Source organism: Pseudomonas sp. HY13-MNA-CIBAN-0226, assembly GCF_040310305.1.
Classification (GTDB): domain Bacteria; phylum Pseudomonadota; class Gammaproteobacteria; order Pseudomonadales; family Pseudomonadaceae; genus Aquipseudomonas; species Aquipseudomonas gregormendelii.
The window spans coordinates 1-259 of sequence record NZ_JBEOPS010000384.1; the positions used below are offsets into that span (position 1 = coordinate 1).

1 pseudogene is annotated in these 259 nt (G+C 64.9%); it reads left to right on the top strand.

Features of this window, described 5'->3' with window-relative positions:
* Positions 1–259 (top strand): annotated as a pseudogene (locus AAEZ05_RS29200) (glycine oxidase ThiO); the annotation flags it as partial.

Consider the following 259-nt stretch of genomic DNA (forward strand, 5'->3'; position numbering starts at 1 on the left):
GTATTGGCTCGACCTGGATGACGAGGCGGATGCACTGGCCTGGGCTGCGCGTGAAGGGCGGCCCTTGAGCAAAGTGGACGTGTCGGCGGCCCATGACGCCGTGCCGGTGCTGGGGGGCGGCTACGCCCAGGCGATCTACATGGCCGACGTGGCCAATGTTCGCAACCCGCGCCTGGTCAAATCACTGAAGGCGGCGTTGCTGGCGTTGCCGAACGTGACGATTTACGAGCAATGCGATGTGTCGGGCTTTGTGCTCGGC